Origin of the sequence: Allobosea sp. CRIB-10 (assembly GCF_900112185.1) — a bacterium.
GTDB lineage: Bacteria > Pseudomonadota > Alphaproteobacteria > Rhizobiales > Beijerinckiaceae > Allobosea.
Genome location: NZ_FOKP01000001.1, coordinates 293525 through 317838, shown reverse-complemented (window position 1 = coordinate 317838; position 24314 = coordinate 293525). Strand labels below are relative to the sequence as shown.

22 protein-coding genes are annotated in these 24314 nt (G+C 67.4%); 12 read left to right on the top strand and 10 right to left on the bottom strand.

The genetic code is table 11. The features are described from left to right. Positions 1 to 116: 116 nt before the first annotated feature. Complete coding sequence (gene trpE / locus BMZ69_RS01455; protein ID WP_092154051.1) at positions 117 to 1631, bottom strand: anthranilate synthase component I; 1515 nt, start codon at positions 1629 to 1631, stop codon at positions 117 to 119. A gap of 10 nt (positions 1632 to 1641) precedes the next feature. After that, positions 1642 to 3552 carry a SurA N-terminal domain-containing protein gene (locus BMZ69_RS01450; protein WP_244543158.1) on the bottom strand — a complete coding sequence of 637 codons (1911 nt, stop codon included), beginning with the start codon at positions 3550 to 3552 and terminating at the stop codon, positions 1642 to 1644. Positions 3553 to 3701: 149 nt separating this feature from the next. On the opposite strand from BMZ69_RS01450, the gene tpiA reads away from it, so the two are divergent. The 3 genes from tpiA to BMZ69_RS01435 all read left to right on the top strand — a co-directional run bounded on the left by tpiA (position 3702) and on the right by BMZ69_RS01435 (position 6744). After that, positions 3702 to 4463: a triose-phosphate isomerase gene (gene tpiA, locus BMZ69_RS01445; protein ID WP_092154049.1), complete on the top strand. Its 762-nt coding sequence runs from the start codon at positions 3702 to 3704 to the stop codon at positions 4461 to 4463. 120 nt (positions 4464 to 4583) lie between these two features. After that, entirely contained in the window at positions 4584 to 4988 is a 405-nt protein-coding gene (gene secG, locus BMZ69_RS01440; protein WP_091828792.1) for a preprotein translocase subunit SecG, read from the top strand. Between the two features lie 127 nt (positions 4989 to 5115). After that, a complete protein-coding gene (locus BMZ69_RS01435) occupies positions 5116 to 6744 on the top strand; it encodes a CTP synthase (RefSeq protein WP_092154047.1) in 1629 nt (542 codons plus the stop codon). Positions 6745 to 6753: 9 nt separating this feature from the next. On the opposite strand, the gene BMZ69_RS01430 is transcribed toward BMZ69_RS01435, so the two are convergent. Continuing rightward, positions 6754 to 7134, bottom strand: a complete 381-nt coding sequence (locus BMZ69_RS01430; protein WP_092154045.1) for a GFA family protein — start codon at positions 7132 to 7134, stop codon at positions 6754 to 6756. Positions 7135 to 7252: 118 nt separating this feature from the next. On the opposite strand from BMZ69_RS01430, the gene BMZ69_RS01425 reads away from it, so the two are divergent. The 4 genes from BMZ69_RS01425 to BMZ69_RS01410 are packed head-to-tail and all read left to right on the top strand — an operon-like array spanning position 7253 to position 10375. Next, positions 7253 to 7654, top strand: coding sequence for a DUF350 domain-containing protein (locus BMZ69_RS01425; RefSeq protein WP_092154042.1), 402 nt, complete (start codon positions 7253 to 7255; stop codon positions 7652 to 7654). Between the two features lie 9 nt (positions 7655 to 7663). Then, a complete protein-coding gene (locus BMZ69_RS01420) occupies positions 7664 to 8293 on the top strand; it encodes a DUF1190 domain-containing protein (protein WP_092154040.1) in 630 nt (209 codons plus the stop codon). 23 nt (positions 8294 to 8316) lie between these two features. Next, positions 8317 to 9483, top strand: a complete 1167-nt coding sequence (locus tag BMZ69_RS01415; protein ID WP_092154038.1) for a glutathionylspermidine synthase family protein — start codon at positions 8317 to 8319, stop codon at positions 9481 to 9483. 22 nt (positions 9484 to 9505) lie between these two features. After that, positions 9506 to 10375 carry a VOC family protein gene (locus BMZ69_RS01410; RefSeq protein ID WP_092154036.1) on the top strand — a complete coding sequence of 290 codons (870 nt, stop codon included), beginning with the start codon at positions 9506 to 9508 and terminating at the stop codon, positions 10373 to 10375. Between the two features lie 25 nt (positions 10376 to 10400). Here the strand turns inward: BMZ69_RS01410 and BMZ69_RS01405 are convergent, their stop codons facing one another. The 3 genes from BMZ69_RS01405 to BMZ69_RS01395 form a co-directional block, all read right to left on the bottom strand. Then, complete coding sequence (locus tag BMZ69_RS01405; RefSeq protein ID WP_092154034.1) at positions 10401 to 10658, bottom strand: hypothetical protein; 258 nt, start codon at positions 10656 to 10658, stop codon at positions 10401 to 10403. Between the two features lie 97 nt (positions 10659 to 10755). Then, positions 10756 to 12921, bottom strand: a complete 2166-nt coding sequence (mdoH, locus tag BMZ69_RS01400; RefSeq protein ID WP_280142058.1) for a glucans biosynthesis glucosyltransferase MdoH — start codon at positions 12919 to 12921, stop codon at positions 10756 to 10758. A gap of 29 nt (positions 12922 to 12950) precedes the next feature. Further along, on the bottom strand, positions 12951 to 14483 hold the full coding sequence (locus BMZ69_RS01395) for an OpgD/OpgG family glucan biosynthesis protein (protein ID WP_244543157.1): 1533 nt from the start codon (positions 14481 to 14483) through the stop codon (positions 12951 to 12953). 344 nt (positions 14484 to 14827) lie between these two features. Between BMZ69_RS01395 and glmU the strand changes: the two genes are divergently transcribed. Both glmU and glmS read left to right on the top strand, forming a co-directional pair. Then, positions 14828 to 16180 (top strand): bifunctional UDP-N-acetylglucosamine diphosphorylase/glucosamine-1-phosphate N-acetyltransferase GlmU, encoded by a 1353-nt coding sequence (glmU, locus tag BMZ69_RS01390; RefSeq protein WP_092154032.1) that lies wholly within the window; start codon positions 14828 to 14830, stop codon positions 16178 to 16180. Between the two features lie 111 nt (positions 16181 to 16291). Next, complete coding sequence (gene glmS, locus BMZ69_RS01385) at positions 16292 to 18118, top strand: glutamine--fructose-6-phosphate transaminase (isomerizing) (protein ID WP_092154029.1); 1827 nt, start codon at positions 16292 to 16294, stop codon at positions 18116 to 18118. Here glmS and BMZ69_RS01380 read toward each other — a convergent pair. Continuing rightward, positions 18105 to 18515 (bottom strand): YbaN family protein, encoded by a 411-nt coding sequence (locus BMZ69_RS01380; RefSeq protein WP_244543156.1) that lies wholly within the window; start codon positions 18513 to 18515, stop codon positions 18105 to 18107. The two genes, glmS and BMZ69_RS01380, sit on opposite strands and share 14 nt — an antisense overlap. Positions 18516 to 18630: 115 nt before the next feature. On the opposite strand from BMZ69_RS01380, the gene BMZ69_RS01375 reads away from it, so the two are divergent. Continuing rightward, positions 18631 to 19323 (top strand): DUF502 domain-containing protein, encoded by a 693-nt coding sequence (locus BMZ69_RS01375; protein ID WP_244543155.1) that lies wholly within the window; start codon positions 18631 to 18633, stop codon positions 19321 to 19323. Position 19324: 1 nt separating this feature from the next. Here BMZ69_RS01375 and BMZ69_RS01370 read toward each other — a convergent pair whose 3' ends face one another. Next, complete coding sequence (locus BMZ69_RS01370; protein WP_092154023.1) at positions 19325 to 20158, bottom strand: AraC family transcriptional regulator; 834 nt, start codon at positions 20156 to 20158, stop codon at positions 19325 to 19327. Between the two features lie 71 nt (positions 20159 to 20229). Further along, complete coding sequence (locus BMZ69_RS01365) at positions 20230 to 21120, bottom strand: LysR family transcriptional regulator (RefSeq protein ID WP_092154021.1); 891 nt, start codon at positions 21118 to 21120, stop codon at positions 20230 to 20232. Between the two features lie 133 nt (positions 21121 to 21253). On the opposite strand from BMZ69_RS01365, the gene BMZ69_RS01360 reads away from it, so the two are divergent. After that, positions 21254 to 21664, top strand: a complete 411-nt coding sequence (locus tag BMZ69_RS01360; protein WP_092154019.1) for a RidA family protein — start codon at positions 21254 to 21256, stop codon at positions 21662 to 21664. A gap of 23 nt (positions 21665 to 21687) precedes the next feature. Here BMZ69_RS01360 and recG read toward each other — a convergent pair whose 3' ends face one another. Further along, a complete protein-coding gene (gene recG / locus BMZ69_RS01355; protein WP_244543154.1) occupies positions 21688 to 23799 on the bottom strand; it encodes an ATP-dependent DNA helicase RecG in 2112 nt (703 codons plus the stop codon). Positions 23800 to 23927: 128 nt separating this feature from the next. Here recG and BMZ69_RS01350 point away from each other — a divergent pair, with 128 nt between their 5' ends. Next, the gene (locus BMZ69_RS01350; RefSeq protein ID WP_092154017.1) at positions 23928 to 24224 is read left to right on the top strand and encodes an FAD assembly factor SdhE; all 297 of its coding nucleotides are present in this window, start codon (positions 23928 to 23930) and stop codon (positions 24222 to 24224) included. Positions 24225 to 24314 lie beyond the last annotated feature (90 nt).

Sequence of the window (24314 nt, the reverse complement as noted above, 5' to 3'; positions counted from 1 at the left end):
GGGCTAGGGAGCGGCACTCTCGACTACCGGCAATATGCGCGGGCCAAAACACGCCGCGCAAGTGAGCGGGCTGCATGCGCCTCTGGGAGTTGCGCATGCGAAAAACCGCGCCGGGATCACTGGCCCCGGCGGCTGCGCGCGGCAAAGCGCACCGCTTCCTCGGCCGCCTTGAACAGGGCTTTCGCCTTGTTGATGCATTCGAGCTGTTCGGAGGCCGGATTCGAATCGTAGACGATGCCGGCGCCGGCCTGGACCTGCATGCGGCCGTCCTGAACGACGGCGGTGCGCAGGACGATGCAGGTGTCCATCTCGCCATTGGCGCCGAAATAGCCGATGCAGCCGCCATAGGCGCCGCGTCCGTCCTTCTCCAGCTCGTCGATGATCTCCATGGCGCGCACCTTCGGCGCGCCGGAGACGGTGCCGGCCGGGAAGCCGGCGGCGAGGGCGGAGAGCGCGTCGTGCTCGCCGGAGATGCGTCCCTCGACATTTGAGACGATGTGCATCACCTGGCTGTAGCGCTCGATGAAGAAGGAATCGGTGACGTTGACGCTGCCGATCTCCGCGACCCGGCCGACGTCGTTGCGGCCGAGATCAAGCAGCATCAGATGCTCGGCCCGCTCTTTGGGATCGGCCAGCAATTCGTCGGCGAGGGCGGCGTCGGCTGCCAGCGTCGCGCCGCGCGGCCGCGTGCCGGCGATCGGCCGGATCGTGACCTTGCCATCGCGCAGCCGGACCAGGATCTCGGGGCTGGAGCAGACGATCTGAAAAGCTTCGAAATCGAGATAGCCGAGGAAGGGCGCCGGATTGAGCCGCCGCAGTGCGCGGTAGAGCGCAAAAGGCGGCAGTTCAAATGGCGCCTCGAAGCGCTGCGACAGCACGACCTGGAAGACGTCTCCGGCGCGAACATATTCCTGCGCCCGAGCGACCATGGCGTGGAATTCGGCCTCGCTGGTGTTCGAGGTCGCTTCGGGATGCGGGATCGCAGCGATGTCGATGCCGGCCTCGGGGGGCAGGGGCCCTTCCAGTGCCCGCACCACCGCCTCCAACCGCTCCTGCGCCCGCTCATGGGCCGTGCGGGCCGAGACGTTCGCTTGCGGACGCACCGGCGTCAACACTGTGATCTCGTCGCGGATCGAATCGAATACGACCATCAGCGTCGGCCGCGTCAGGATGGCGTCGGGCACGCCCGGGCCGGTTGCCTTCGGCTCCGGCAGGCGCTCCATCAGGCGCACCATGTCGTAGCCGAGATAGCCGAACACGCCGGCGGCCATGGGCGGCAGGCCGTCGCGATCGGGGATGGCGCTCTCGGCGAGCAGGGCGCGCAGGGAGTCGAAGGCCGGGCGCGGATCGGCGACGAAATCCTCATCCTGAGCAAGGCGGCGCAGCGAGGCCTGCCCGCGATGGCAGCGCCAGATCACGTCGGGATCGAGCCCGATCATCGAGTAGCGGCCGCGTACCGCGCCACCCTCGACGGATTCGAGCAGGAACGCTGGACCTCCATAAGCGTGGCGCAGCTTCAGGAAGGCGGCGACCGGCGTCTCGCAATCGCCGACCAGCGACAGCGTCAGCAATTGCGGCTCGCCGGCGGCGTAGGCGGCGGCGAAGCGGGCGAAGTCGGCGGCCGGATCCATGCGTCCCGCTTCAGTTCTGGCTGCCGCCGGTGGCGTTGCGCAGCGCCGCCTGGTTGACCTGCACGCCGAGATCGTTCTGCAGCTTGCTCACATACTGCGCGAGGATGTCCTCGCTGATGCTGGAGGTCAGCAGCCGCACGAAGTTCTCGGCCTCCTCGGCGGTACGGACATAAGGCGTAACGGTCGCTTCCTTGACCTGGAAGACTACGCGGCCGGCATTGTCGACCGCGGCCGAGCCGGCCTTGCCGGCCGGCGTGCCGAACACCAGCGAGACGACGTTGCGCGGCAGCGCCTCGCTCTGGTCCTGGCGGCCGAGCGTGACAGTCTCGAAGGCCAGCCCCTGGGCGAAGGCGAGCGCATCGAGCTTCTCACCAGCGTCGAGCTTCTGCACGATCTCGCGCGCCTGCGCCGACAATCGGGTGGCGACCTCGTCGGCGCGCCATTGCTTCTCGACCTCGGCCTTGACCTCGTCGAAACTGCGCTCGCGCGGCGGATCGATCTTGATGACGTCGTACCAGACATAGCCGCCATTGTTCGGCAGGCGGATCGCCTCGTTGTCGACGCCGATATCGGAGCGGAAGATCGCCTGCTGCGTCGCGTCGCCGCCGGGGAGGGCCGTCTCCTGCGTGCCGTCGGCCTTGCCGAGGCTGGAATCGGCCGGGCCGAATGTCCGCAGAGCCAAGTTGAACTCCTTGGCGATCTCGGGCAGCGGCTTGGCCGAGGCGCGCTGGTCCTCGATCTTGTCGTGCAGCTCGGTCATCTGCTCGCTGGCGCGGCTGGTCGCGACGTCACGGCGGACCTCGTCGGTGACCTCCTCGAAGCTCTTGAGGCGAGCGGCCTCGATCGTCGGCACACGCAGCAGCACGACGCCGAAGCCGCCCTGCACGGGCTCGCTGACCGCGCCCTGCGCCAGCGCGAAGGCTGCGTCGCGCACGGCCGGATCGAACAGGCCTTCGCGGGTGAAGGTGCCGAGCGCGAGATCGGCCGTGGCGATGTTGCGGCTTGCGGCGACCGCCTCGAAGGTCTCGCCGGCATCGATCCTGGCCTTGGCGGCCTTGGCCTCCTCGATCGAGGGGAAGCTGATCTGCTGGACGGTGCGGCGCTCGGGCGAGCCGAAGCGCTGCGTCTTGATCTGCTCGTAGCGGGCGCGTGCGTCGGCATCGCTGACTTTCGCGGGGTCGGCGAGGGTGGCGGTGGTGAGGGCCAGCACGCTGGCAGTGCGATATTCGGGGGCGCGGAAGGCCGCCTTGCGCTCGTCGAAATACTTGCGCAGCGCCTCGTCGGTCGGCGTGGCGATCTCGCCGGCGGCGCTGTCGGGCAGGGTGATGTAGCCGATCTCGCGCTTCTCATGGCGCAGGCGGTGGCCGAGCTCCTGCAGCGCACCCGGGGCCGTCACCGCGCCGATCACCATTTCGGCGAGTTCCTGGCGCATCGTCGCGGCGCGCTGCTCGCGCACGAATTGCTGCTCGTTCATGCCGATGGCGCGCAGCAATTCGTTGAAGCGGCTGGGCTCGAACTGGCCGGCGGCGTTCTTCAGGTTGGGATCGTTGAACAGGATGTTGCGCACGGTCTCGTCGGAGACGGCGAGGCCCATCTTCGTCGCGGTCTGATCGAGCGTCGCCTCGGTGACGAGACGCGAGAGCACGCGCTGGTCGAGGCCGAGCGCCCGCGCCAGGTCCGGGCTGATCGGCCGGCGCTGCTGGCGCTGCAGCTGCTGGATCTCATTCTGATAGGCGGTTCGCACCTGCTCGAGGCCGATCTCGGTCTTGCCGACCACGGCGACGGCGTTGCGGCCATAGCCGCGGAAGATGTCGCCGATGCCCCAGATCGCGAAGGAGATGATCAGGAAGCCGAACATCACGGCGATGATGAGCTTGCCGATCAAGCTCTGCCCCGCCTTGCGGATGCCCTGCATCATCATGGTCTTGTCTTCCCGATCCTCTCGCGGCCATGCCGCTGCGCGCCGCTTATAGGAAGAGCGACGCCTCCCGGCAATCGCTGCCAACCGCCTTGATTGCGATCATGTGACAGCATTGCTAGAGCCGAACGGACAAGATTTGGAGAGCAGCCGTGACGCGAACGATCAAGCCGCTGGTGGCGGGCAACTGGAAGATGAACGGGCTGAAGGCGGATCTCGCCATTGCCGCCGAGGTGGCGAAGGGGGCTGACGCTCGCCTGCGGCGCTCCGTCGACCTCGCCATCTGCCCGCCGGCGACACTGTTGTTCACGCTGAGCGCCTCGCTGATCGGCTCACGCATTGCCACCGGCGGGCAGGATTGCAGCGCCCATGCGAGCGGCGCCTATACCGGCGAGGTCTCGGCGCCGATGCTGGTCGATACGGGGGCGACCTATGTGATCGTCGGCCATTCCGAGCGCCGCACTTTGCACGGCGAGAGCAATGCGCAGGTCAAGGCCAAGGCCGAGGCGGCGCTGGCGGCTGGGCTGATCCCGATCGTCTGCGTCGGCGAAACCAGGGACGAGCGCGAGGCCGGCAAGGCGCTGGCGATCGTGAAGAAGCAATTGCGCGGCTCGGTGCCCGATGGCGCGACGGCGGCTTCGCTCGTCATCGCCTATGAGCCGGTCTGGGCGATCGGCACCGGCCTGACTCCGACCTCGGCCGATGTGGCCGAGATGCACGAGGCGATCCGGGCCGAGCTCGGGCGCATCCTCGGCAAGGCCACGGCCGCCGGCGTGCGGCTGCTCTATGGCGGCTCGGTCAAGCCGAGCAATGCGGCCGAGCTGATGAACGTCGCCAATGTCGACGGCGCGCTCGTCGGCGGCGCCAGCCTCAAGGCCGAGGATTTCCTGGCGATCGCGCGCGCTTGCGCCTGATCTTCATGAACGACATCAAATCGCGGGTGGCATGGGCGCAAAGCCCATGCTATGGGCAGCGCCGATCCGCGGGATGCCGCCATCTTGGCAGGCGCCCGCGCCATACCCATTTCGTGAGCCATGCAGAACGTTCTCATCGTCATTCACTTGCTGATCGTGATCGCGCTGGTCGGCGTCGTGCTGCTCCAGCGTTCCGAGGGTGGCGGCCTCGGCATGGGCTCTGGCGGTGGCGGCGGTGTCGGTGGCTTCATGACCGGCCGTGGTCAGGCCAATGCCCTGACCCGCGCCACGGCGATCCTCGCCGGCCTGTTCTTCATCACCTCGATCGCGCTCGCTGTGATGGCGACGCATGGCCGCACGCAGCGCTCGATCATCGACGGCGCCCCGGCGCCGGCCGGCACGACCGCCCCGGCCGCCCCGAGCGGCCCCTCGGCGCCGAATGCCGGCGGGGTGCTCGACCAGCTCCGGCAGATGCAGAACCAAGGCGGTTCACAACCGCCGCAGCCGGGAACGCCGACACGGTGACCGGGACGAGACAGGGGCAGGGGCCGGGAAACCGGCCCTTCTCTTTTGTGGACAAGCGCGAGGTGCAGGACCGGCCTGCACCGACCTGCTTAGCGAATCGAACTTTAGGCGTTAAAGGTGACCTCCCATGACGCGGTATGTTTTCATCACCGGCGGCGTGGTGTCCTCGCTTGGCAAAGGCCTGGCGGCGGCAGCCCTGGCTGCTCTCCTGCAGGCGCGTGGCCATACGGTCCGCCTGCGCAAGCTCGACCCCTATCTCAATGTCGATCCGGGCACGATGAGCCCGTATCAGCACGGTGAGGTCTTCGTCACCGACGATGGCGCCGAGACCGATCTCGACCTCGGCCATTACGAGCGCTTCACCGGCCGGCCCTGCAACAAGGGCGACAACATCACCACCGGCCGCATCTACATGGACATCCTGACGCGCGAGCGCCGGGGCGACTATCTCGGCGCCACCATCCAGGTGATCCCGCACGTCACCAACGCCATCAAGGAGTTCGTGCTCTCCGGCAATGACGGCTACGACTTCGTGCTCGTCGAGATCGGTGGCACGGTCGGCGACATCGAGAGCCTGCCCTTCCTCGAATCGATCCGTCAGATCAGCCAGCAATTGCCGCGCGGCCAGTGCATCTTCGTGCACCTGACGCTGCTGCCCTATATCCCGACCGCGGGCGAATTGAAGACCAAGCCGACGCAGCATTCGGTCGCCGAGTTGCGCTCGATCGGCATCCAGCCCGACATCCTGCTCTGCCGCACCGATCGCGAGATCCCGCCGGAGGAGCGGCGCAAGCTGGCGCTGTTCTGCAATGTCCGCGAGACGGCGGTGATCGAGGCCCGCGACGTCGCCTCGATCTACGACGTGCCGCTGTCCTACCACGCCGAGGGCCTCGACACCGAGGTGCTGGCGGCGTTCGGCATGGACGACAAGACCGCCCCCGACATCAGCAACTGGCGCCGCATCTCGGAGCGGATCAAGAACCCGGAAGGCGAGGTCACCATCGCCATCGTCGGCAAATACACCGGGATGAAGGACGCCTATAAGTCGCTGATCGAGGCGCTGACCCATGGCGGCATCGCCAATCGGGTCAAGGTCAATCTCGACTGGATCGAGTCGGAGGTGTTCGAGAAGGAGGACCCGGCGCCCTTCCTCGAGCATGTCCACGGCATCCTGGTGCCCGGCGGCTTCGGCCATCGCGGCGCCGAGGGCAAGATCAAGGCAGCGAGCTTCGCCAGGCAGCGCAAGGTGCCCTATTTCGGCATCTGCTTCGGCATGCAGATGGCGGTGATCGAGGCGGCGCGCTCGCTCGCCGGCGTCAAGGACGCCAACTCGACTGAGTTCGGCCCGACCGAGCAGCCCGTCGTCGGCCTGATGACCGAGTGGATGCGCGGCAACGAGCTGGAGCAGCGCTTCTCCGGCGGCGATCTCGGCGGCACGATGCGGCTCGGCGCCTATCAGTCGAAGCTGTCCGAGGACACCAAGATCGCCAAGATCTACGGCTCGACCGACATCTCCGAGCGGCACCGCCACCGCTACGAGGTCAATATGGGCTATCGCGAGATGCTCGAGGCGAAGGGCCTGCGTTTCAGCGGCGTCTCGCCCGACGGGCTGCTGCCCGAGACGGTCGAATATCCCGACCATCCCTGGTTCATCGGCGTGCAATACCATCCGGAGCTGAAGTCGCGCCCGTTCGAGCCGCATCCGCTCTTCGCCAGCTTCGTCGAGGCGGCGGTGGTGCAGAGCCGCCTGGTCTGATCAAGCGGCTCAGTCGACCGGCACCGCAACCCAAGGGTGGCGGTGCTGGGTGTAGACCTGCTTGCCGGGCGCCGGGAAATCCGGATCGGCGAAGGCGCCGACTGCGACCGCGATCATCTGCGGCTTGCGCAGAGGTTCCCAATAAATCGTGCTGCCGCAGCGCGGGCAGAAGTGCTGCGTGACCTCGAAGCCGCTGTCGGCTGGCCGGCGATAAGCCGTCGCTTCGCCACTGATCTCGACCTCCAAACGAGGAAAGAAGGCGGCGATGCCATAGGTGCTGCCGGTGCGGCGCTGGCATTCCCGGCAATGGCAGAGCGAGACGAGTGCCGGATCGCCGCGGCAGATCAGGCTCAAAGCCCCGCAAGAGCATTGGGCATGTCTCTCCTTCATGGGGTCTCTCCGTGACGTCGTCCGCGCGCCCGCAGAACAAGCCGCGACAGTCTGGCGCAGCGGCGCCGCTGACGTATAGTGAGCGCCTTGACCATCATGGCATGCAAGAGGCGGCAGCATGACGATCTCGATGGCCGGGTTGCCGGCGTTCATTCTGTATTTCTGTGTCGGCTTCGCGCTGATCGCCGGCTTCGCCGCGGTCTATATGCGGCTCACCGCTCATGACGAGATCGCGCTGATCCGCGGCGGCAATCTCTCCGCCGCGATCGCCTTCGGCGGCAATCTGATCGGCTTCTCCGTGCCGCTGGAGACGGCGATCGAGCAGGCGGCCAGCATCCCCGATCTTGTGATCTGGGCCGTGATCGCCGTGGTGGTCCAGTTCGGCGCCTATGGCTTCGCCCGCATCGTCATCCCCGACCTGTCGCGCAAGATCGAGGAGGACCGGATTCCCTCGGCGGCGATGCTGGCGGTGATCGCGGTCCTCAGCGGCACGCTCGCAGCCGCCAGCATGACGTTGTAGGAGGGGCCGATGAAGCGCTCGACCCAGATCGGGCTCGCCGCCGCCGGCGTGGTGCTGGTCGCGACCTATTGGTCGCTCTCCGGCGGTGAGACCGACGATTCGCTGATCTACAACAATCTCGCCGAGTGCCGGGCCGCCAACCAGCTCAGCGCCAGCCAATGCGAGCAGCGCTTCAACGAGGCCTCCGCCAACCATTTGCGCGACGCCAAGAAGTTCACCAGCAGCGCCGCCTGCGAGCAGGAATTCGGCGCGAGTGGCTGCCAGAGCGCCGTCTGGAACAATGCCCAGGTCTTCATCCCGGCGCTGGCGGGGATCATGCTGGCGCGCCAGTTCATGTCCGGCGGCGGCGCGGCCCAGCCATTGCTGCCGCCGACCAGCTCAGCCTGTCCACCCGGCACGCGCCAGCCAGGCTCCGGACGTCCCGAATGCGAGCAGCCGGCCCGCAGTTCCTCGTCCTCGTCGTCAGGCGGCTATTATGGCGGCAGCAGCAGCCGCTCGCGCGCCTATACGACGACCTCGGGCCAGGCGATGGTCGCCCGCAACATCTCCTCGACGGGGATGGCGAGCACGCCCAGTGTCGCCTCGCGCGGCGGCTTCGGCTCGTCCTCGCGTTCGTTCTCCTCGTTCTCGTCGTCCTGAGACATCCTGGCAGGTGCTCATCCATGCAGCGGCTTCGCGTAGCACCTCGCAAGGACTGGCAGGCGGAGGTCGAGCGCCTCGGCTTCGCCTATCACACGCTCGATGGTGAGACGTATTGGGACGAGAGCGTCGCCTACGCCTTCTCGCTGAAGGAGATCGAGGAGGATATCGAGGCGCCGACCAGTGAGATCGAAGGCCTCTGCTTCGCCTTCGTCGAGCGCGCTCTCAAGGATGAGGCGATCCTGCGCCGACTCGCCATCCCCGAGGCGCAATGGGGGCTGATCCGCGAGAGCTGGCAGCGCGGCGACCGCAATCTCTACGGCCGGCTCGATCTCGCCTATGACGGCAAGGGCCCCGCCAAGCTGCTGGAATACAACGCCGACACGCCGACCTCGCTGTTCGAGGCGGCCGTGGTGCAATGGGACTGGCTCGAGCAGGCGATGGCGCGCGGCGCGATCTCGCGCGGCAGCGACCAGTTCAACTCGCTGCATGAGCGCCTGATCGCGGCTTTCGGTCAGCTGCGCAACCCGAAGCCCGAGCGCATGCATTTCACCTGCGTGCAGGGCAGCTTCGAGGACAAGGGCACGGTCGACTATCTGATCGACTGCGCCAGCCAAGCCGAGATCGACGCCCGCTTCACCTATATCGAGGAGATCGGCCTGCTCGCCGACGGGCGCTTCTGCGACGGCGCCAGCCTGCCGATCGAGATGCTGTTCAAGCTCTACCCATGGGAGTGGCTGTTCCGGGAGCAATACGCTGCGGCGCTCGCCGGCTCGCGCTGCCAGTTCGTCGAACCGCCCTGGAAGGCGCTGGTCTCCAGCAAGGGCCTCTTGCCCTATCTCTGGGAGATGGCTCCCGGCCATCCCAATCTGCTGCCGGCTTATTTCGAGGACGATCCGCGCTGTGCCGAGCTCGGCGCCAACCATGTGCGCAAGCCGCTCTATTCGCGCGAGGGCGCCAATGTGACGCTGGTCGAGGGCGGGGCGGTCCGCGACAGCGACGACGGCCCCTATGGCGCCGAGGGCTTCATCCTGCAGGCGACCGCGATGCTGCCGAATTTCGACGGCAATTATCCGGTGCTCGGCTCCTGGCTCGTCGCCTCGCAGCCTTGCGGGCTCGGGGTCCGCGAGGATACGACTCCGATCACCAAGAATACCTCGCGCTTCGTGCCGCATTTCATCGAGCCGTAGCGCCAAAGCCTACGGTTCGCCCATGCCTGAAACCCACGCCCGTGGCCTCGACCATCTCGTGATCGGCGTCGCCGATCTCGATGCGGCCGGCGTCTTCTATGAGCAGCTCGGCTTCCGCGTCGGCGCGCGCAACCGCCATCCCTGGGGTACTGAGAACCGGATCGTCCAGTTTCCCGGCTCCTTCCTCGAACTGATCACGGTTGGCGACGCCACGCTGATTCCACCGCATGCGCCGCGGCATTTCTCATTCGGCGCGTTCGTGCGCGACGCGCTGGCGCGCGGCGAGGGCATGTCGATGCTGGTGCTGGAAAGCCGCGATTCGGCCGGCGATGCCGAGGGTTTCCGCACCGCCGGCATCGGCGATTTCGAACCCTTTTTCTTCGAGCGCCAGGCGCGCCGGCCCGACGGCAGCGAGGTCCGCGTCGCCTTTTCGCTCGCCTTCGCCGACAATCCAGGCGCGCCGGACTGCGGCTTCTTCGTCTGCCAGCAGCACGAGCCACAGAACTTCTGGAACCCGGCCTTCCAGCAGCATGAGAACGGTGCGAGCGGGCTGTCCGCCGTGTTCCTGGTGACTGAGGAGCCAGCGGCGCAGACGGCTTTCCTCGGCGGCTTTTCGGGCGCCGAGAGCTTCGCGACACCGGAGGCAGGTCTGCGCCTGCCGCTGCCGCGCGGGCGTCTCGAGGTGCTGACGCCGCAGGCCGCCGGGGCCATGCTCGACGACGAGAGCCGGGAACAGACCCACTTCGCCGGCTTCGCAGTCACGGTGCCGGATCTCGATACCATCGGCGCCAGGCTGGCCGAACGCGGGACTGCCCATCACCGGGACGGTGAGCGCATCGTCGTGCCGGCGGCGGCGGCCTTCGGCTGCGCCATTGTTTTCGAGACGGGCTGAGCGCGAGAAGCTCAGCGTAATCGGATCACCGCCGGCCCGGCCGCTCCCTGCGTCCCCAGGCGCGCGCTCTGGCGACGCGCATGCGCCACCAGCCGCCGGCCCGCCGGCGATGCGTCAATCGGCCGACCAGCAGCGAGTATTCCGCGTCTCCTTCGGGGGCGGCTGCCAGGACCCGGTCTAGTTCGGGCGGGCCGGCCAGGGCCTGCGCGGACGGCAAGGCGGCGAGCACGGCACTGCCGGCGCCGATGCCGATCAGGCTCAGAAGAAACTGGCGACGTTGCATCGAATTCTCCTCGTTGGCGACGGGGAGAAGAATGGTGGATCGATGCCGCTCAAAAATCCTTCGAATGCATGAGGTCTCGATCAGGCCGCCGGGCGCCTCAGCGGCCGACCGGCTCCGCACCGGCACGGGCCGGGCCGTCCGGCAGGTTGGCCAGCAGGCCGAGCAAAGCACGGTCGTGCAATACGACCATGCGCTCCTTCGGCTTCAGCCAGATCACCGCGTCCGCAATCGTCTCGGCGTCGATCAGCTTGGCCTGCGCCACGGCGCGGTCGGGCTCGATCTCGCCGCGTCGGCGCGCCTGGACATGGGGCAGCATGGCCTCATGTGTCGCGCGCAGCATCGGATCGGCATGGAGCACGCTGAGCCCATCGGCATCGTCGAAGCCGGCTTCAGCGAACTCGGCCTGGAGCGCGTTGGCGCGCAAGGCGATCGCCGGCGGGTCGCCTTCCTCCGGCGTCAGCAGGAGGCCGCGCCGCTTGAGCCAGAGGCCGAGCGCGAGGTTGCCCGAGGCCCAGGACAACGGGATCGCCAGCAGCAAGCCGACGATCGTCGGCGACATCCAGGCGAAGAGCGAGGTCGCGATCATGAAAGCCGACAGGCCGGCAACGAGGCCGAGCAGCGTGTGGGCGCGGTGCCGGCGGACGATGTCCTTGAGCGGGATCGAGCCGTCGTCGCGCCGCTGCGGATTCCAGCCGGTATCGCGACCGACCAGGATCTGGAAGACCGAGCCGGACTGGATCACCATCATGATCGGCGCGAAGAAAGCCGAGAACAGGATCTCCAATAGCGCCGAGAGGACGAGCCGGATGCCGCCGCCGCAGGCGCGCCTGAGCTTGCCGTCGAACAGCGTCAGCAGGAGGCCGAACAGTTTTGGCGCCAAGAGGATCGCCATGGTCAGCCCGAACAGGTTGAGCGCGCGTTCTGGGTCGAAGCGCGGCCAGATCGGGAAGAGCCTGAACTCCTCGGTGAAGTATTCCGGCCTGGCGTAATTGACCTGCAGCACGATCAGGATGCCGACCACAAGCTGCATCAGCCAGAATGGCGAGGCGAGATAGGCCATCATGCCGGTGGCGAAGTGCTGGCGGGTCGAGAGCTTGAGGCCCCTGGCGCCGATGATGCGCGAATGCTGCAGATTGCCCTGGCACCAGCGCCGGTCGCGCGTGGCGATGTCGATCAGCGAAGGCGGGCTCTCCTCATAGGAGCCCGTCAGGTCCGGCAGCATGTAGACCGACCAGCCGGCCCGCCGGATCAGCGCCGCCTCGACGAAGTCGTGACTGAGGACGTGGCCGCCGAAGGGCGGCTTGCCCTTGAGGTCGGGCAGGCCGCAATGATCGGCGAAGGCCTTGGTGCGGATGATCGCGTTGTGGCCCCAATAGTTGCCGTCGCGGCCGGACCAGATCGCCAGGCCCGTCGCGATCACCGGACCGTAGACCCGCGCCGCGAACTGCTGCAGGCGCGCGAAGAAGGTGTTGCGATTGATGATCAGCGGCAGCGACTGGATGATGCCGGCGTCGGGGTCGGCCTCCATCGCCGCGGCGAGGCGCACGATGCAGGTACCGGTCATCAGGCTGTCGGCGTCGAGCACGACCATGTGCTCGTAATGCCCGCCCCAGCGCGTGACGAAATCGGCGATGTTGCCGGCCTTGCGATGATGATTCTTCGGCCGGTGGCGATAATAGATGCGCGCATCCGGGCCGAGCCGCTGGCGCAGCGCCAGGAAGGCGCGCTCCTCCGCCACCCAGATGTCGGGATTGGTCGTGTCGGAGACGATGAAATAGTCGAAATGGGCACCCAGGCCCGTCGCCTCGATCGATTCCCGGATCGCCGCCACCGCGGCGAAGGTCCGCGCCGTCGATTCGTTGTAGATCGGCATGACCACGACGGTCTTCTGCGTCAGCGTCTCGGCACGCGGGCTCTTCACCAGCCGGAAGAGCAAAGCGAAGAAGCCGAGGATGGCGCTGGTGAAGGCGAGCGCGATCCAGGAGAAGTTCACCGTGAAGAGGACGAGCAGCACATACTGCAGGAAGGTTGTGCGGCTGACCGACACGACATTGTACATTTCCCAAGCGCCATAGGCGGTGAGCGCCCAGGCTCCGCCGAAGACGAAGATTCTCGCCAGCCACGGCGTGCGCCAGGCTTGCGGCGCGGCGGGCTTGCGCCCCTCGGAGGCGTTCCAGCTGCGGAAGGACTGCACCGGCATCTCCAGCCGGTTCTCGGGCGGCGTCGCCTCGACCGGAGCGGGACAGCCGGTCGCGACCTCGATCTCGGCCGGGCGGGCAAGCGCTTCCACGGTCACCAGGTCCACCGATTGAGCAGGGTTTCCGAAACCGGCTGGCCGCCGGCGTCGAGCACCAGGCGCAGTTCCGAGAGCGTCTCGCTGCCGGGATCGACCTCGAAGGCGACGCGCATGGTCCGGCGCTCCGGAAACGGCCAAAGCCGCAGATTCTGGATCGTGCCTGGTGTCGCTGTGACGTTGGCGCGGATGGCCGCGACGAGAGCGGGGTCGCCGAGCCGGTCGCCGCTGAAGTCGACGAGGAAGCGACGCCTGCGCGCCTGCGAGCCGCGTCCCTGCCGGAGGCGGGTCGCGGTGGCGAGCTGCGGGCGCTCCGGCGGCTGCCAGCACCAGGCCTGGCGATAGGCGATCGTCGTCTCGCTGCCGGCGGCGATCGGCTGACGCGGCCGCCAATAGCTGATGATGTTGTCGTTGAGTTCGGATTCGCTGGGGATCTCGATCAACTGCACCGAGCCCGGTCCCCACTCGCCCAATGGCTCCATCCAGACGCTCGGCCGAAGCTCGAAGCGCTGGTCGTCGTCGACGAAGGCGTTCGGATCACGCTCGCGCTGGACCAGACCAAAGCCGCGCGGATTGGAATCCTGGAAGGACGAGACCTGAAGATTGGCCGGGTTGCTGAGCGGCCGGTAGATCCACTCGCCATTGCCAGTGAGCATCTGCACGCCGGAAACCTCATGGACGGCCGGGCGCAGATCGTCGAAGCCGCGGCGGCTCTGCGGGCCGGAGAGATAGGTGCCCATCACGCAGCCGAAGCCGACATGGTCGAGATTGGCGCGGGCGAACAATGTCATCTCGACATCGATGAAGGTGACGTCGCCGGGGCGCAGCGTCATGCGCACCGCGCCGGTGACGGTCTCCGAATCGAGCAGCGCATGGATGATCACCACACCGGCGGCCGGGCTCGGCCGCTCGATCCAGTAGGCGCGGAAGAACGGGATCTCCTCGCCACGCGTCTCGCCCGGCCGCAGGATCAGGGCGCGCGCCAGTGCCCCGAAATTCTGGCCGCGCGCCAGCGAGCGGAAGAAGGTCGCGCCCTGGAACAGCGCCAGCTCATAAGGGCGCTCCAAGCCGGCCGATACCCGGAAACCCGAGAACTGCAGATCGGTCCCTGGCGGCGGGGGCGTCACGCGACCATAGTTGAACTTGCCGGGGTCGAAGGCGACGCGCCTGACCACGTCGTCCTCGACCGTGAACAGGCTGACCGGTGAGGAGAAGACATAGCCACGATGCAACGGCTCGACGGTGAAGCCGCGATTCTCGCCGGCCCAGATCATGCCCAAGGGCTGCGCCCGGATGCCGACATACTGGTCGTAGGGCAGGGTGGCGTAGCCTTCAGGAAGATCGGTCGCGACGAGCGGCACCATTGGCCGGCGCGAGAGGACGCGGGCGGCCTCGACCACGAGCGCCGGATCGAAACGCTGGCCTTCGGCGATGACCGATTGAACCAGTCCGGCCCATGTCGTCGGGGCCTGCGCCGCCGCAGGACCGACGGCAAACCGCGGCGCGATGGCGCCGGTCGCTGCGAGGCTCAAAAATCGACGGCGATTCAAGGATTTCGACATCACATCCAACTTGGGCCGGCAAAGCTCTGCCGCCATGCGCTTCTAGAGCATTTCGCGCAGGGCTGAAAAGCGCGGTGCAAGGCCAAAGGCGAAAAAAGGAACGCCTTTCATGCAGGAATGCCATGCCGGAAACGAAGCCGTCCCAGCCGGCCCGTTCAGAGCCAGCATGCTGACGTATCGTTCGCCGGGCTTTGCCAAATTCGCTCGCTATCGGCTATCCACCGTCGGTGCGGCATTCGCCTGCACCCGGGACCACGGCCGGTGGTGGCCGCGTTTCCTCTCAGCGAGCATGTGACAGGACGATCATGACGGAAATGCAGCCCGCCCGGACCTGCCTCGCCATCGTGCTGGCGGCGGGCGAGGGGACCCGGATGAAATCTGCGCGGCCGAAGGTCCTACACGAGGTGGCCGGCCGTTCGCTGCTCCGCCATGCCCTGGCGGCCGTGACGGCGGCCGGCGCCGATGCGCTCGCCGTGGTGATCGGGCCAGACCGGCCCGACGTCGCGGCCGAGGTGAAAAAGCACGCGCCGCACGCTGCGGTCTTCGTCCAGAACGAGCGCAAGGGCACGGCCCATGCGGTGCTCGCGGCCCGCGAAAGCCTGAACGGCAAGCATGACGATGTCCTTGTCGCCTTCGCCGACACGCCGCTGGTCCGGCCGGAGACCTTCGCCGATCTGCGCAAGGCGCTGCATGGCGGTGCCGCCGTCGCCGCGCTGGGCTTTGAAGCACGGAACCCGACCGGCTATGGCCGCTTCGTCACACAGGACGGCGAGCTGCAGGCCATCGTCGAGCACAAGGATGCCGACGAGACGACACGCGCGATCACGCTCTGCAATGCCGGGCTGATGGCGCTCGACGGCGGGACGGCGCTCGGCATTCTCGATGCGATCGGCTGCGCCAATGCGCAGAACGAATATTACCTGACCGACGCCGTCGCGGTGGCGCGCGCGCAGGGCCTCACGGCGGTCGCCCAGGTCGCGCCCGAGGCCGAGGTGCAAGGCGTCAACGATCGCGTTCAGCTCGCGGCGGTGGAGGCCGATTTCCAGGCGCGCAAGCGGCGGGAGATGATGCTGGCCGGCGCGACGCTGGTCGCGCCCGGGACCGTGTTCTTCAGCCATGACACTGTGATCGGCCGCGATGTGCTGATCGAGCCCAATGTCGTCTTCGGCCCGGGCGTGCGGGTCGCGGACAACGCCGTCATCCACGCCTTCTCGCATCTGGAAGGAGCGAGCGTGGGCGAGGGCGTCTCGATCGGCCCCTATGCGCGCCTGCGTCCGGGAGCCGAGCTGGCGAAGGGCGCGCGCGTCGGCAACTTCGTCGAGATCAAGGCGGCGGCGATCGGCGAGGGTGCCAAGGTCAACCACCTGACCTATATCGGCGATGCCGAGATCGGCGCGAACGCCAATATTGGCGCAGGCACGATCACCTGCAATTATGACGGCTTCGTCAAGTCGAAGACGATCATCGGCGAGGGCGCCTTCGTCGGCTCCAATTCGGCGCTGGTCGCACCGGTGACGATCGGGGCGGGCGCCTATGTCGGCTCGGGCTCGGTCATCACCCGCGACGTCAAGCCGGATGCGCTCGCCGTCGCGCGCGGCCGGCAGATGGAGCGCGAGGGCTGGGCGTCCGCCTTTCGGGCGGCCGCCAAGGCGCGAAAAGACCGATAATAGGTGATTTTCAAGACATTCCGTTCACAGTTCGACATTCAACGTGATTTCGCGATTGTTCCGCCACGGACTATTGCGATGCGCATCGCTATCAACGGATGAGGCACGTTCATGTGCGGGATCGTGGGCATTCTCGGCAAGCAGGCCGTCGCGGGTCAGGTGGTCGAGGCGCTGCGGCGGCTCGAATATCGCGGCTATGATTCCGCCGGCGTCGCGACGCTCGAAGGCGGCCGGCTCAGCCGCCGCCGCGCCGAGGGCAAGCTCAAGAATCTCGAAGTGCGCCTCTCCAGCGAGCCGCTCGACGGCCTGATCGGCATCGGCCACACCCGCTGGGCGACGCATGGCAAGCCGACCGAGAGCAATGCCCATCCGCACGCCACCGAGAAGCTGGCGGTCGTCCATAACGGCATCATCGAGAACTTCCGCGAGCTCAAGGCCGAGCTCGAGGCCGATGGCCACGTCTTCGCCAGCGAGACCGACACCGAGGTCGTCGCCCATCTCGTCACCCGCGAGCTCGACCGCGGCAAGGACCCGGTCGCGGCGGTCGGAGCCGCACTGCCGCATCTGCGCGGCGCGTTTGCGCTCGCCTTCCTGTTCGAGGGCGAGGAAGACCTCTTGATCGGCGCCCGCAAGGGCTCGCCGCTGGCGGTCGGCATCGGCGACGGCGAGATGTATCTCGGCTCGGATGCGCTGGCATTGGCGCCGTTCACCAATCTGATCGCCTATCTCGACGAGGGCGACTGGGTGGTGCTGAACCGCAAGGGTGCGACCTTCTACGACGCCGACGGGAACCAGGTCGAACGCCGCGCCCAGCGCGTCGCGGCCGGCGCCTTCCTCGTGGAGAAGGGCAACCACCACCACTTCATGGCCAAGGAGATCTACGAGCAGCCGGAGGTGGTCGGCCATACGCTGACGCATTACATCGACATGGCGAATGGCGTGACGCGGCTGCCCTTCGAGACGCCGTTCGACTGGAAGGACCTGTCGCGCCTCTCGGTCTCCGCCTGCGGCACCGCCTATTACGCCGGACTCACCGCCAAATACTGGTTCGAGAAGCTGGCGCGCCTGCCGGTCGAGATCGACGTCGCCTCGGAGTTCCGCTATCGCGAGGCGCCGCTGCCGGCGAACGGGCTTGCCCTCTTCGTCTCGCAATCAGGCGAGACCGCCGACACGCTCGCCTGCCTGCGCTATGCCCGCCAGGAAGGCCAGCACGTGATGTCCGTGGTCAACGTGCCGACCTCGACGATCGCCCGCGAGAGCGATGTCGTCGCCCCGACACTGGCCGGTCCCGAGATCGGCGTCGCCTCGACCAAGGCCTTCACCTGCCAGCTCACCGCGCTCGCCGGTCTCGCCATCGCCGCGGCCCGTGCCCGTGGCACGCTCTCGGCCGAGCAGGAGGCGACTTACGTCCAGGAGCTGATCGCACTGCCTGGCCTGATGGCACAGGCGCTGACGCTGGAGCCGGAGATCGAGAAGCTCGCCCGCAAGCTCGCAAGGGCGCGCGACGTGCTCTATCTCGGCCGCGGCACCGCCTTCCCGCTGGCGCTGGAAGGCGCGCTGAAGCTCAAGGAAATCAGCTACATCCATGCCGAAGGTTATCCGGCGGGCGAGCTCAAGCACGGCCCGATCGCGCTGATCGACGAGGACATGCCGGTCATCGTCATCGCCCCGCACGATGCACTCTTCGAGAAGACTGCCTCGAACATGCAGGAGGTCGCAGCGCGCGGCGGCCGTATCATCCTGGTCACCGACGCCAAGGGTGCGGCGGAGTGCGGCATTGTCCCGGAAGCCACGATCATCATGCCGGAGATGGATCCGCTCTTCGCGCCGATCGTCTACGCGGTGCCGATCCAGATGATCGCCTACCAGACCGCCGTCTTCATGGGCAAGGACGTCGACCAGCCACGCAACCTGGCGAAGTCGGTTACCGTCGAGTAATCTCGTCTTCGGTCGGCTCCGGCCGGCTCGCGACATAGGTGCCGGCCGCGATCAGGCCGGCGCCGCTCAGCCAGAGCGCGATCGGCGGCGCGTCGGTCGCCGCCACGATGACGAAGCTCAGCAGCATCGAGCCACAGGCGACATATTTCGTCCTGCGGGCGATGGCACCGGTCTTGCGCCAGCGCACCACCTGCGGCCCGAGCCGGGGATGGTTGATCAGCCAGCTCTCGAAGCGCGGCGAGGAGCGCGAGAAGCACCAGGCGGCCGCGATCAGGAAGACGGTGCCGGGCATCACCGGCAGGATCAGCCCGATGACACCGAGCAGCACGCAGAGCCAACCGGCGGCGAGATAGAGCGGCCGGTGCCAGCGGGGTTGCGGTCTGGAAGGTTCGGACACGAAACTCGTCGATCCCGGCGAATCGGGGCTGGCCAGCGTCGCGCGCTCGGCTATCGTCCGATAGTGCGGCGCAATAAGGTCAGGCCGCAAGAGCGGACGGAGACCCGGATCGTCGATGACTACCCGCATGCCCGATCCGCGCCTCGTCGCCCAGCCCGACCTGTTGCGGCCGACCTTCGGCACCAGGCTCAGGCGCTATTTCCTGACCGGCCTCGTGCTGGCGGCGCCGCTCGCCATCACCGCCTCGGTGACCTGGTGGTTCATCAACCTGGTCGACGGGATGGTGAAGCCGCTGGTGCCTGCGCAGTTCTGGCCGGACAACTATTTGCCGTTCCCACTGCCCGGCTTCGGCCTCGTCATCGCGCTGATCGGCCTGACGGTGATCGGCTTCTTCGCCGCCAATCTGGTCGGGCGCTCGCTGATCGGCGCCGGCGAGGCGATCCTCAACCGGATGCCGGTGGTGCGCGGCCTCTACAAGGGCGTGAAGCAGATCTTCGAGACGATCTTCTCGCAGTCCGGCACCTCGTTCCGCAAGGTCGGCATGGTGCAGTTTCCGCAGCCGGGGATGTGGTCGATCGTCTTCATCGCGCAGGAGGCGGCGCCCGAGATCGCCGGCAAACTACCCGACGGCGATGAGCAGATCGGCGTCTTCCTGCCCTGCACGCCGAACCCTACCACGGGCTTCTTCTTCTATCTGCCGCGGCGCGAGGTCGTCGAATTGACGATCTCGGTCGAGGACGGCGCCAAGCTGATCATGTCCGCCGGGTTGATCCAGCCCGGCGAACCTGTGGTCGACGGAGCAAAATAGCTCAGCTTTTCAGCGGCACCCAGATCTCGACGACGCCGTTGCCGGTCGCACCGTCGAAGCGCTCGTCCATGCGTTCGAGCGTCACGCCCATGGCCGGTTCCCGGCCCGATTTAGGCAGCCAGTCGCGCCAGATCGCCTCATAGGTCTGCTTGATGCCGGTGATGTGGCCACTGTGCTCGAAGACTGCGCAGAGCTGCTCCGGCACGCTCAATCGTGCGAACTCGTCGGGCAGATCGCTGAAGGACGCGACCTCGGCACCGGCAATGTAGTCGAAGGCGCCGACATCGTCGCAGTTGTAGCTCGCACCATAGGCGACATAGCCCTTCTGGCCGGGGATATGGCCGAAATGCGGGACGATCCTCTGCCAGAGCAGCGGGATTCCTTGCGTGTTGTCGACCGAAAAATGACCGCTGAAGCCGGCGATCAGCATGGGCTTGCCGGTGACGAGACGCGGCTCGGCGAGGGGGATGTGGTTTGCAGCGTGCATGGATAGGGGCTCCACGAGAGCAAGGGAGGAGAGATCGCGCCGCGAACGCAGTTCCTCCGGCGTCAGGCCGAACTGCTCGCGAAAGGCGCGGGTGAAAGCCTCGTGAGAGCCATAGCCCCAGTCGAGCGCGACCTGGAGGATGTCGGGTGCGCCATCGGCGAGCTGGCGCGCCGCTTCCGAGAGCCGGCGCTCGCGCACATAGCGCATCACCGAGCGGCCGGTCGCCACGCCGAAGGCGCGGCTGAGATGGAAGCGCGAGACGCCGCTGACCTCCGCGATCTCGTCGAGCGAGAGCTCGGAGGCGAAGCGGCTTTCGATGCACCAGAGGGCTTTCTTGATCGGGTCCATGGCTCACTCACGAAACGCCGGCACCATGGCGGAGGGAAGGGGCGCGCGCTTGATCGGGATTGCTGTCGCTTCTAGCGCGCGGCCTTGACGACATCGAGGAAGGCCCGCAGCGCCGGGGGCACGGCGCGATGGCCGGGATAATAGATCGCGACCCGTTCGGGGGTGGGCGTCCAGGCTGCCAAAACCCGGCGAAGGCGCCCCTCGGCGAGCGCAGTTTCGGCGGCCGGGCTGGCGACATAGGCAATGCCGAGGCCCTTGACGGCGGCATCGACCATCAGCTCCTCGTCGTCGAGGATGACCGGTCCACTGGTCTCGATCGTCAGCGCCTGCCCGGCCCGCTCGAACTCCCAGCGATAGAGTTTGCCGTTGGGGACGCGGTGGCCGATGCAGCGATGGCGTTGCAAATCGTCGGGCGTCGCCGGCTCGCCGAAGCGGTCGATATAGGCCGGTAAGGCCACGCAGATGAAGCTGACCTCGCCTGCGAAGGGCACGGCGATCATGTCCTTCGGAATCGAGTCGACCAGCCGGACGCCGGCATCGAAGCCGGCCGAGACGATGTCGACGAGCTTTCCCTCGACGACGAGGTCGACGACCACCTCGGGACAGCGCTCGGCCATCACCGGCAGGATGTCGCGCACGAGGATCGAAGCCCCCAGCCGCGGCGCATTGATCCGGACGGTACCTGTGACGTTGCCGCGGAAGGTGGCGATGCTGTCGAGTGCTTCGTCCAAAGACGCGAGCGCCGGTTGAAGCCGGCCGAGCAGTTCGAAACCGGCTTCGGTTGGCGAGACGCTGCGCGTCGTGCGGTTGAGCAGACGCACGCCCATGCGCTCTTCGAGGGCTCGCATTGCATGGCTCAACGTGGAGGGCGCCGTGCCGAGCTCGTCAGCCGCGCGCCGGAAGCTGCGACGGCTCGCGACGGCGACGAAGGCGGTGAGGTCGTGGAGCGACGGGCGGACCATTGCTGGTGATTTTGCATCGGCTTATGCCGATTTCAACGGCTAATGCAAACAATGGCCGCCCGTTATCTCCTGTCGGCAACAGCGAAGCACGCGAATAGGTCGCCTGCGTTCGCAGCTCACAAAAGGAGCCGACATGGCCAAACGCGACGCGATTTTTCCTGCCGACCGGCACGCGCTCTACGATCTCCACCAGTATTCCGCCGCCATCCGCTCCGGCGACCTGCTCTTCATTTCCGGGCAGGTCGGCAGCCGCGAGGACGGTTCGCCCGAGCCGGTGTTCGAGGATCAGGTCCGGCGCGCCTTCGCCAATCTGCGCGCCGTTCTGGCTGCGGCAGGCGCGAGTTTCGACGACGTCATCGACGTCATCTCGTTCCACACCGATCCGCAGGCGCAGTTCGATACGGTGATGGCCATCCGGGCCGAGGAGATCGGCGAGCCGCCCTATCCGACCTGGACCGCCGTCGGCGTGACCTGGCTCGCCGGGTTCGACTTCGAGCTCAAGGTCGTCGCCCGGATTCCGTCCAAGGCTACCGAAAACGCCTAGTTCGCGCAGGGCTGAGTATCATCTCAGCCAGCCCGCAGCAGGCGGATCGCGACGTCGCGCTCGAACAGGTAGAGCAGCGTCCGGATCGCCTGGCCGCGCGGCGTCTCCAGCTGCGGGTCGCGCTCGATCAGCAGGCGAGCATCGTCGCGCGCGGCGGCGAGGAGATCGCCGTCGATCTCCGGGCGAGCGATGCGCCAGTCGGGCGAGCCTGACTGGCGTGTGCCGAGCACCTCGCCTTCGCCGCGCAGGCGCAGGTCTTCCTCGGCGATGCGGAAGCCGTCCTCGCTTTCGCGCATGATGGTGAGGCGCGCTTCCGCCACCTGGCCGAGCGGACCCTTGTAGAGCAGCAGGCAGGTCGAGGCGGCGCTGCCCCGCCCGATCCGCCCGCGCAATTGGTGGAGCTGGGCGAGGCCGAAGCGCTCGGCATGCTCGATCACCATCACCGAGGCGTTGGGCACGTCGACGCCGACCTCGATCACCGTGGTCGAGACCAGCACGCGCGTCTGCCCGCCCGAAAAGGCGGCCATGGCCGCGTCCTTGTCGCGGCCCGGCATCTGGCCATGCAGCAGCCCGACCTTGTCGCCGAAGAGATCCTGCAGCGCCTCGAAGCGTTCCTGTGCTGCCGCGACATCGAGCGTGTCGGATTCCTGCACCAGCGGGCAGACCCAGTAGACCTGCGCGCCGCTCTCCAAGGCGCGCCCGACCGCGCCGACGACTTCGTCATAGCGCTCCAGCGAGATCGCCCGTGTGGTGATCGGCTTCCGGCCGGCCGGCTTCTCCGAGAGGATCGAGACGTCCATGTCGCCGAACCAGGTCAGCGCCAGCGTGCGCGGGATCGGCGTCGCGGTCATCACGAGGATGTCGACCGCCTCGCCCTTGGCCCCGAGCAGCAGGCGCTGGTGCACGCCGAAGCGGTGCTGCTCGTCGACGACGGCGAGCGCGAGGTCATGGAAGGCGACGCCCTCCTGGAACAGCGCATGGGTGCCGACAACGATGTCGATCTCGCCATTGGCGAGGCCTTCCAGCACCTGCCGGCGCCCGGCGCCCTTCTCGCGGCCGGTGAGCAGAGCGAGCTTGAGGCCGGCCTTGTCGGCGAGCGGCGCCAGGCGCTCGGCATGCTGGCGGGCGAGGATCTCGGTCGGTGCCATCAGCACCGATTGCCGCCGCGCCTCGGCTGCGGCGGCCATCGCCATCAGCGCGACCACGGTCTTGCCCGAGCCGACATCGCCCTGGAGCAGGCGCAGCATGCGCTCGGGCTTTTCCATGTCGTCATGGATGTCGGCGATCGCCTTGCGCTGGCCGTCGGTCAGCGTGAAGGGCAGGGCGGTCTCGATGGCGTGGCGCAGGACGCCGTCGCCGGCAGTGGCGCGGCCCGCCGCCTTCTTCTGCTGGCGGCGCACGAGGGCGAGCGCGATCTGGCTCGCCAGCAATTCGTCATAGGCGATGCGCCGGCGCGCCACCGTTTCGCCAGTCGCCGCCTTGAGATCGACCGGGTGGTGCAGAGCGTGAATGGCGTCGCGGAAGGGCACGAAGTCGTTGCGGGCAGCGAAGGCCTCGTCCTGCCATTCCGGTAAGTCCGGGCAGCGTTCGGCCGCACCCGCGGCAATGCGCGCCATGACGCGCCCGCCGATGCCCTCGGTCAGCCCGTAGACCGGCTCGACCGAGGGCAAGGTCGCGGCGAGCTTGGGATCGAGAATGCGGTCGGGATGCACCATCTGGCGCATGCCGTCCCAGAGCTCGAGCTTGCCTGAGATGATGCGGTAGGCGCCGATCGGCAGGGTCTGCAGGAGATGGCGGACATCGGCATGAAAGAAGACCAACGTGACGTCGCCGGTCTCGTCTTCGACGATGACGCGATAGGGTGCCTTGGCCTTGTTCGGCGGGGCAGGGCGATGCTCGGTGACCTGCGCCGAGAAGGTCGCGACCTCGCCGATCGGCGCCTCGGCGATGCTCTCGCTCGGCCGCCGGTCGATCGCGCCGGTCGGCAGATGGAACATCAGGTCGATGACGCGAGCGGCATGCGTCTCGTCGCCCAGCAGCTTGTCGAGCGCCTTGGCGAGCTTGGGGCCGACGCCGGAGAGGGCGGTGGCCGGTGCGAAGAGCGGATCGAGGACGGATGGACGCAATGGCTTCACGGCATGTCAGGAGTGCGAGCCCGGCGGCATTCCTGCCGCTGACTTCGCGAGATGGCATCGCTATATAGCTCGCGACGGCAGGCTTCGCGATGGGGCCGGCCCTATTCCTATTATCCGCGAGGCCGATGATGAGTGGCTCGACCCGTAGCAGTGCCGATCTCGACCCGCGCCGGCGCAAGATCCTGTTCCGCGCCTGGCATCGCGGCATGCGCGAAATGGACCTGATCATGGGCCGCTTCGCCGATGCGCAGATCGGCACGTTGAGCGAGGCCGAGCTCGACGAGTTCGAGCGGTTGATCGAGGTGCTCGACCGCGACCTGCTGAGCTGGGTGACCGGAGAGGCTGAGGTGCCGGAGAACTACGACAGCGATGTCTTCCGGCGGCTGAAGGCCTTCCACCAGCACGACAAGCCGATCCATGTGTGAGGGCTTGGCCTGCTCCCTTCATTGTCATTCCGGGGCTTCGCGCAGCGAAGAACCCGGAACCCACGAACAGGTGAGCGGCCAGGAACCAAG